We start from the raw sequence: 9,290 nt of genomic DNA, 5'->3' as shown, positions 1-9,290 counted from the left end.
TCCCCGACCGCGACCGCCACCGCGCGGGCCACCTGCGGAGACGCCTCCAGGGCTGCCTCGATCTCCCCCAGCTCGATCCGATGCCCCCGGATCTTGACCTGGTGATCGGCCCGTCCCAGGAACTCCAGCGTCCCGTCCGGCCAGTACCGGCCCAGATCCCCGGTCCGATACCACCGCTCGCCACCGCTCTCGACGAACTTGGCCGACGTCGTCTCCGGATCTCCCCGATAGCCGATGGCGACGCCGGCGCCGCCGATCCACAACTCCCCCGCCACCCAGTCCGGGCAGTCCCGGCCGCGCCCGTCCACCACCCGGTAGCGCTGATTACGCAACGGCAACCCGTAAGGGATCGACGTCCAATGCGCCGGGACCCGATCCACCTCCCACGCGTTGGACCAGATCGCCGCCTCCGTCGCACCCCCCAACGCCACCAACCGGCACTCACTTTGGGCGGCCAGTCGCGCGTGGAGGTCCAGGCCCACCCAATCACCCGACACCAACGCCAAGCGCAGACGCGGAGCTGTGGTGTGCAGAAGCATGTCGAGCAAGGTCGGGACGGTGTTCCAGATCGTCACCCCGTGCGCGGCGCACAGCTCCGCCCAACGTTGGGCATCGCGCCGTTCGCTCTCTTCGGGCATTACCAGCGCGCCACCCACGGACAGCAGGCCAAAGATGTCATACACCGACAGGTCGAAGTCCAACGCCGACACCGCCAGGACCCGATCATCCGGACCCACACCGAAACGCTGGTTGATGTCCTCGATCGTGTTGAGCGCCGCCCGATGAGAGACCTCCACCCCCTTCGGCTCGCCCGTCGACCCTGACGTGAAGATCACGTATGCCGACATATCCGGCGCGACCATCACCGGCTCAGCCAGCCGCCCCGCCTCCCCGGGCAGACCGGTCAGGACATGGCGCGCACCCGCCCGCGACAAGATCCGCTCCCGCCGCGCGACCGGCTGATCCACCCCCACCGGGACATACACCCCACCAGCGGCAAGGACACCCAACACCGCCGCGATCTGATCGGGCCCCTTCGGCAGCACGACCCCCACCGCATCGCCCGTCACGACCCCAGCCACCCGCAGATGCCCCGCCACCTGCAACGCCTGATCCGCCAACGCGCCATACGACACCACCCGGCCATCAGCGATCAACGCCACACGATCCGGCTCACGAGCAGCCCACCCGAAGAACCCCTCGTGCAAAACGCCTTCCGGCACCGGACCCGAAGTGGCGTTCACCCGCTCCCGCACCACCGCCTGACCAGCAGGCAACCCCACCGGAACAGCAACCGACCAATCCCCCTGAGCCAGCCACTCCAACAACTCCCCGTAGGCGGCGAACATCGCATCCAGCACATCCGGCGCGAACAACTCCTCCACCGCGTCCCACGCCAGATGCAGCCCGTGGTCGTACTCGTTGATCTGGTGATCGAGCCACACCTGCGGCGTCTGCGTGATCATCCAGCCGGGAGCGCCGAAGGCCTCGCGTACCTCCGGGACGATCAGCTCGGTGCCCAGGTTGCAGGCGAACACCACCGGAGCCCCGGTGTGCTCGCCGCCGCGGGCGAGGTCGCGGAGCACTTCGACGCCGGAGTACCCGGTGTGCCGCGCGTCGGCGCGGAAGCGGGCCTGCAGGGTTCTGGCGCGCTCGGCGAACGGCTGCGCCTCGGACAGGTCGGCGGCCACCAGGATCAGGTTGGTGAAGTCCGCGACCAGGTGGGCCACGTCCGGATGCACGGTCTCGTCCCGGTCGAACAGCGGCAGGTTGAGGAGGAAGCGCTTTTCGCCGCTCCACGCGGCGAGCACCTCGGCGTAGGCGGTGGCCAGCACCATGGCGGGGGTCAGCCCGTACGCGCGGGCCTGCTCCTGGATCCGCCGCCACGAGTCGAGGGCCAGCCACCTCTCGCGCCGGACGAACCGGGGCCGGGCGATCCGGCCGGGCTCCACGGCGAGGGGCAGCTGGGGCGCGCCGGGGAGCTCGTCCAGGCGGCCGCGCCAGTACTCCTGGTCCCGTACGCGCCGCGCCGCGCGTTCGGCGTCGCGGGCCGCGAGATATCGGGGGAACGAGCAGGCCAGCTGAGGGAGCGGCCGGTCCGGGTCCAGGTAGAGCATGGCCAGGTCCCGCAGCAGGATCTGCAGGCCGAGCACGTCGGCGACCAGGAAGTCCACCTCGAAGTGCACCCTGGAGCGGCCGCCCGGCAGCAGCGACAGCCGCACGTCGAAGACCTCGCCCCTGGAGGCGTCGAAACGGCGGTGCGACAGCCGTTCCCTGACGGCCTCGGCGGCCTCCTCGCCGAGCTCCGTCAGATCGTGCACGGTCAGGCCGGGCCAGGGGCTGGTGTCCGTGATCTGCTGGGTGCCGTCGTCGTGGAAGATCGCGCGCAGCATGCCGTGCCGGCCGATCAGCGCGCGTACGGCCCGCTCCAGCCGCGCCGGGTCGATGCCGGAGCCGTCGAACTCCAGGTACGCGTGGCAGCCGACACCGCCGATGACCTGCCCGTCGCCGCGCCCGATCCAGTACGCCAGCTGGACCGGGGTGAGCGGGAACGGCGCCGCCTCGTCCACGACCGGCTCAGGCGCGGGGACCTCCACGGCCGGGGACAGTCGCGAGCTGACCAGCGACCACCAGGCCGCGAGCGTGAACTCCGTAGCCAGCTCGCTGAAAGCGATGCCGGCCCCGGCGCGCCGCCACCGCCCGGCCAGCCGCATCGCGCGGAGCGAGTCGAGCCCCAGGCTGATCAGGTCGGCGTGGTCGGTGACCGCCGAGGGGTCGAGGTCGAGCTGGCCCGCGATGTCCGCGCGCATCGAGTCGAGGGTCGGCGGAGAGGTGGAAGGGGCATGAGGAACGACGGCTTTGTCCGACACGAGAGAACCCGCCTATCGAGTAGTGCCTGCATCACGCCCGCGGCCGGGTGCGGACCCGGCCGCGGGTTCGTCAGAGGTTCGCGTTGGCCGCCTGGAGCCGCCGGGCGAGGCCGGCCGGCGTCGGCTCCTCGAAGATGTCCTTGAGCTTGAGCCGGATCTGGGTCTCCCGCTTGATCTCCTGCAGCAGCTTGACCGCCAGCAGCGAGTGCCCGCCGAGCGCGAAGAAGTGGCTGTTGGGGCCGAGATCGGTGCGGTTGAGCATGACCTTCCAGAGCGCCACCAGGGAGTCGACCAACTCGTCCCCGCTCTCGGACGGGAGTTCCTCCTCCACGCTGTTCTCGGCGTCGCGCAGCTCCGTGGCCAGGCGGCGGAGGGCGGGGTAGTCGACCTTGTCGTTGCCCGTCATCGGGAACGCGTCCACGGTCACGTACTCCTGGGGGGTCGCGGCGTACGGGAGGGAGGCGCTGGCGTGCTCCCACAGCTCCGAGGTGACCTCGGGGCGCTCCGGCGCCACCACGAAGGCCCACAGGACGGCGTCGGCGCTGGGGTCTCCGACGACCACGACCGCGGCGGCCCTGACGTCCGGGTGGGTCAGCAGCACGCCCTCGACCTCGGCGAGCTCGATCCGGTTGCCGCGCAGTTTGATCTGGCGGTCGAGCCTGCCGAGGATCTCCAGCCGGCCGTCGGACGTCCACTGGGCCAGGTCGCCCGTGCGGTAGGACCGGCCGTACTGAGGATGCTCGCCGAACCGCTCGGCGGTCAGCTCCGGGCGGTTGTGGTAGCCGATGGCCACCCCGTCGCCGGCGATGCAGAGCTCGCCCCGGGTCCCGATCGGCAGCGGGCGGCCGTCGGGGGCGGAGACGTACACCTTGGTGTTCGCGATGGGCACGCCCACGTCGACGCGGTCGGCGGCCGGGTCGATGCGGCCGGAGGTGGACCAGATCGTGGTCTCCGTGGGGCCGTACACGTTGTAGAGCTCGCACCCGGTCGCGGACAGCCGTTTGGCCAGGACGGCGGGCATCGGCTCGCCGCCGCAGAGCACGCGGCGGCCCGCCAGCTGCCCGGCCACCTGGTCGATGACCAAACGCCAGGTGGTCGGCGTGGCCTGGGCGACGGTGACCTCGTAACGCCGCAGCGCCTCCGCGAGGGGTTCGCCCTGGGTGCGGGCGTCGTCCGGCGCGACGGCCAGCCGCGCGCCCGTCGTCAGGGGCAGGAACAGCTCCAGGGCCGAGATGTCGAAGCTGAACGTGGTCAGCCAGAGCACGGTGTCCTCCGCGCTCACGGCCAGCTGGTGCGCGAAGTGCGCGATCAGGTTGGCGAGGCTGTAGTGGTCGATCAGCGTGCCCTTGGGGAGCCCGGTGGAGCCGCTGGTGTAGATGAGGTACGCGCAGTCCTCCGGCCTGACGCTGCTGAACGCCGTCACCGTGCCGGAGACCGGCGTCACCGAGTCGACGGGGACGAGCGGCAGGACCGTACGGTCACCGGAGACGACGATCCCCTCGCCCGCGAGGACCACGGCGGCGCCCGCGTCGTCGAGCTGGTAGTCGAGCCGCTGCTGGGGGTGGTCGGGTTCGAGCGGCAGGTACGCCGCCCCGGCGAGCCACACGCCGACGGCGGCCGCGGCCAGCTCGGGACCGCGCCGCGCGAGCAGCGCGACGACGTCGCCCCTGCCCACGCCGGCGGCCCGCAGCTCGTCGCGGGTGGCCTCGGCGGCGGCCCACAGGCGGCGTAACCCGACGCGGCGCTCGCCGTCGAGCACCGCGTCGGTGTCCTCCGGCGGCGCGGCGGAGACCTGGCGGGCGATCTTGTCCAGTACGGTCGCCGGCGTCACGGCGCGCTCGGTGGCGTTGGCCAGCTCGATGGCCGCCCGGTCCTGGTAGCACCAGACGGGCAGGTCCGCGAGCGGCGTGTCGGGCTGCTCCGCGAGCGTGACGAGCAGCTCGTCGAAGCGGGCCAGCAGCAGCTCCACGTCGGCCCGGTCCAGGACGTCCACGCAGAACGCGGTTCTGATCCTGATCGCCTCGGGGGTGGAGGTGACGAAGAACTCCAGGTCGAACTTGCTGAAGCCGTTCTCGATCACCACCTGTCCGGCCCGCAGCCCGCCCAGCATGAACTCGGCGGACAGGTCGGCGGGCACGTAGTTGAAGGTGTGCCGGAAGAGGTTGTTGCGCCAGCCGTCGCGCGGAACGATCTCCAGCAGGTCGTCCACCGGGTGGTCGGCGTGCGACATGGCCTCCATGAACGTGCGGCGGGTGAGCCGCGTGTACGTGCGGAAGTTGTTCGCCCATTGCACGCGGGTGCGCAGGGTGAGCACGTTGATGTGGTAGCCGAGCCGGGTGGCGGCCTCGGGCGTCCGCACGCTGATGGGCGAGCCGATGGTGAGGTCGGGGCCGGCGCCGTGGGCGGCGAGCAGCACGCCGTACGCGGCCATGAGGACGACCGACTCCGGCGCCCGCAGCTCGCGCTGCATCCGCCGCGCCGCGTCGCGCGCGGCGGGGGACAGCTCCCAGTTGACCACGTCGCCCAGGAGGGTGACCTGCGAGGCCTCCGGCTGCTCGCACCACAGGTCCAGCTCGTCGGCGCGGAACCCGTCCAGCTTGTCGTGCCAGAACTCCCGGCTGCGCGGGTCGGCGGCCGGCTCCTCCCAGGCCGGTACGGTGTCGCGCGGCGGCGACTCGCCCGCCGCGAGGGCGTTGTAGGTCGCGGCGAGCTCGTTCATCAGCAGCGCGGACGACAGCCCGTCGAAGATCGAGTGGTGGATCGCCAGGCAGTAGACCTCGCCCGCCTCCTCCTCCAGGACGGCGGCGCGCACCAGGAGCTCGCCGTCCGGCCGGAACGGCCGGGCCACGAACTCCGTCAGCCACTCGCGCGTGGCTCCCCGGCCGCCCTCCTCGAAGCGCAGCTCGGCGTACTCGGGCGGCAGGACCTCCCGCGTCATGCCCTCGGCCTCGATCCCGAAGACCGTGCGCAGGATCTCGTGCCGGCGCATGACGTGGTTGATCGCGTCCAGCATGAGGGTGCGGCTCGGCAGCCGCGCCACGCTGAACGCCACGCCCAGGTTGTTCACCCCGGTACCCGGGACCAGCTCTTCCAGCATCCACAGCGCCTGCTCCTTGCGCGAGGCGCGCTGACCCAGCATCTGCTCCATGATCATCTCTCCAGCAGCTTGGTGACGGCCCTGGCGACCTCGTCCGAGGTGAGCAGCACGTCGTGGCCCTCCTCGAACCTGAGCTCCTCGGCCACGACGGTGCGACCGGAGTCACGCAGCCGGTTCAGGCCGTTCCTCGGGTTGGACGAGCTCACCGCGATGGCGCGCAGCCACCCCTCCCAGGGGTCCAGGTGGTCGGCGTAGGTGAGGAAGGCCAGGAAGGCGCTGAACGTCTCCCACATCTCCTCGGAGTACTCCGGGTCAAACCCGGCCCTTTCGAACGCGCGGTGCCCGACCTCGCGGAAGGTGGCGTACAGCTGGGCGGCGTAGCCCTCGACCGTGATCCCCTCGACCTGGAGCGTCGTGTCCATGGTCTCCCGGAGCTGGGCGACGTCCTCCTCGTTCAGGATCGAGGAGAGGATGCCGAAGACCTTGCCGAACTGGAAGTAGACGTTCTCCAGGCTCGTGGGCTCCGGGTCGAAGAGGATCAGCTCGGGCGTCGAGCCCTGCAGCTCGGCCAGCCGGTCGACGAGTTCGGTCGCGTAGACGGCGCCCACGCAGTAGCCCATGACCGCGTGGACCTTCCTGCCGCTCTCCTTGATGGGCTCCACCCAGGAACGGACATAGGCGGCACCGTCGATCCCGCAACCGGGCGCCACGGCGGGCGGGCGCACGTGCCAGAAGGTCGCGTCATAGTCAATGTTCGCCACCAGCTCGGGGAAGCCCGCCTCCGCGCGGCCGGTCTCCGTGAAGTCGACGCAGAGGACGAGGTCCGCCGAGTTGGATGCTTTGAGCGTCGTCCAAGTGGTTACCAGGGTCATGATCATTCCTTTGATCGGAGTTCTGCCTAGGAACTCCCGCCTTCAAGGGCGAGCTGAATCAGGAGGTCGGCGTCCATGCTGTCGATCTCCTCGGTCCTGCCGTTCGTCTCTCCGTCCTCCTCCGGGCCGGCTAGGCGGAACAGGCTGTCCAGCAGCCCGGCCTCACGTAGCCGTGAGATCGGGATGGTCGTCAGGAGCTGCCGCACCTCGGCGTCGCTCCGGACCGCGGCGGGCCCGGCCGTCCTGGCCGCGGCGGCCGGGAAGAGCTGCTCCAGTACGAATCGCGTCAGGTCGTGGGGAGTCGGGTAATCGAAGATGAGCGTGGCCGGGAGCTGCAGTCCGGTGGCCGCGTTGAGCTGGTTGCGCAGTTCGACCGCGGTCAGGGAGTCGAAGCCGAGATCCTGGAACTGGCGCCCCGGCTCGACCGCCGCCCCGTCGGCGAACCCGAGCACCGCCGCGACCTGGCCTCTGACGAGTTCCGACAGGGTGTCCTGCAGCTGGTCCGGCTCCATCGTGGCCAGCCGTTCCGCCAGTCCCTGGGCCGGGCGGACACGGCGTGGCCGGGTACGGGTCCCGGCCTTGGTGAACTTCGCGGGGACCAGCGCGGCGCGGCCGGAGCGGACTCCGACGTCGAAGAGTTCCAATCCCTCCTCTGTGGTCAGGGGCTGCACGCCCGCGCGTTCCATGCGGCGCAGGTCGGTCTCCGTCAGCTCGCCCGCCATGCCGCTGGTCGTCCAGAGGCCCCAGGCAAGAGAGACCGCCGGGAGACCCTGGGCTCTGCGGTGGTGCGCCAGGGCGTCCAGGTACGCGTTGGCGGCGGCGTAGTTGCCCTGCCCCGCGCTGCCCAGCACGCCGGCCAGTGAGGAGAACAGCACGAACGCGGTCAGGTCGAGCCCTCGCGTGAGCTCGTGCAGGTGCCGGGCGGCGTCGGCCTTGGGCCGCAGCACCGCGTCCAGCCGCTCGCCCGACAGGGCGGTGATCACGCCGTCGTCCAGCACGCCGGCCGTGTGCACCACCCCGGTCAGCGAGTCCGCCACCGAGGCCACCACCCCGAACAGCGCCTCGCGGTCGGCCACGTCGCAGGCCGCCACCTCCACCTCGGCACCGAGTTCCGAGAGCTCGGCGACCAGTTCGGCCGCGCCCGGCGCCTCCGGGCCGCGACGGCTCACCAGCAGCAGGCGCCTGACCTCGTGCTCGGTGACCAGGTGGCGGGCCACCAGCGCGCCCAGCCCGCCCGTGCCACCGGTGATCAGCACCGTGCCCTCCGGCCCGAACACCGGCCCCTGATCCTCCAGATCCGTGGCCCGGCCGAGGCGTGGCACCCATAGCTCGCCTGTCCGCACCGCGAGTTGGGACTCGCCCGACGCCAGCGCCCGGTCGATCACGTCTTCGGGTGTGTCGCCGTCCAGGTCCAGCAGGACGAACCGGCCCGGCTGCTCGGCCTGCGCGGCCCGTACCAGACCCCACACCGCCGCCTGCGCCGCATCCGGTACGTCGTCCGCGGTCGCGGCCACCGCGCCGTGGGTGACGACGACCAGCCGGGACGAGGCCAGGCGGTCGTCGGCGAGCCACTCCTGGACCAGCTCCAGCGTCGCGTGGGTCGTGGCGTGCACGTTCTGGCCGGCGGCCGGGCACGCGACCAGGACCGCCTCCACCGGCTGAATCGAGGCCAGGTCGGGGTACGTCTGGGCGCCGGTGCCGAAGTCGTCGGGACCCAGCACGGCCCACTGAGGTGCTTGCGAGCCGGATCCGGGCGGGATCGCGATCCAGTCGAGCTGGTGCAGCGAGCTTCGGTTCTCGGTGGTGGACAGGGCACGCAGGGCCAGGGTGCCGATCTCGGCCACCGGCGCGCCGGTGTCGTCGGCGATGCTCAACGTGATGCTCGCCTCGCCAGTCGCGCTCACCTTGACGCGAAGGCCGTTCGCGCCGGCCGCGTGCAGCGACACCCCGCTCCAGGCGAACGGGAGATACGGCCGTCCGGCTTCCGCTCTCGGCACCACGTCGCCCAGCGCGGCCGCGTGCAGGGACGCGTCCAGCAAGGCCGGGTGCAAACCGAACCGGCCCGCCTCGGCGTGCGCCTGCTCCGGCAGCGTGATCTCGGCGAACACCGTGCTTCCTAGCCGCCAGGCCGCAGTCAGTCCCTGGAACAGCGGCCCGTACTCCAACCCATCCGCTGCCAGGTCGTCGTACAGCTGCTCGACGTCAACCGGAGCAGCCCCGGCCGGAGGCCATTGAGCCAGGTCGAACACCGGCTCCTCCGTCTGGTCGGCGAGCAGGCCTTGAGCGTGCTGCACCCACTCCGCAGCCTGGTTGCTGCGGGAATGGATGCTTATGGGACGGGTGCCTGACTCGTCGCATGGTCCGGCGACCAGCTGGATGTGCACGCCGCCCTCGGCAGGCACCAGCAACGGCGCCTGGATGGTCAGCTCCCGCAGCTGCGGGCAGTCCAGC

The 9,290-nt window shown here is 71.4% G+C and carries 4 protein-coding genes; all 4 read right to left on the bottom strand.

Going from position 1 to position 9,290, the window contains the following annotated elements:
• Positions 1–2,810, bottom strand: a 2,810-nt coding sequence (locus AB0L65_RS62515; RefSeq protein WP_364267413.1) for an amino acid adenylation domain-containing protein, incomplete at its 3' end; no start/stop codon positions are given.
• Positions 2,811–2,940: 130 nt separating this feature from the next.
• A complete protein-coding gene (locus AB0L65_RS62510; RefSeq protein ID WP_364267410.1) occupies positions 2,941–6,018 on the bottom strand; it encodes an amino acid adenylation domain-containing protein in 3,078 nt (1,025 codons plus the stop codon).
• Positions 6,019–6,020: 2 nt separating this feature from the next.
• Entirely contained in the window at positions 6,021–6,839 is an 819-nt protein-coding gene (locus AB0L65_RS62505; protein ID WP_350742348.1) for a hypothetical protein, read from the bottom strand.
• A gap of 26 nt (positions 6,840–6,865) precedes the next feature.
• Positions 6,866–9,290, bottom strand: a 2,425-nt coding sequence (locus AB0L65_RS62500) for a type I polyketide synthase (protein ID WP_364267407.1), incomplete at its 5' end; no start/stop codon positions are given.

This window comes from Nonomuraea sp. NPDC052116 (assembly GCF_040680035.1).
Lineage (GTDB): Bacteria > Actinomycetota > Actinomycetes > Streptosporangiales > Streptosporangiaceae > Nonomuraea > Nonomuraea angiospora_A.
This window is presented reverse-complemented; position numbering and strand designations above follow the sequence as displayed.

Bases quoted from the DNA above. Each gene is read 5' to 3' on its own strand.
- AB0L65_RS62505 (WP_350742348.1), bottom strand. From the start codon at position 6,839: ATGACCCTGGTAACCACTTGGACGACGCTCAAAGCATCCAACTCGGCG.
- AB0L65_RS62510 (WP_364267410.1), bottom strand. From the start codon at position 6,018: ATGGAGCAGATGCTGGGTCAGCGCGCCTCGCGCAAGGAGCAGGCGCTG.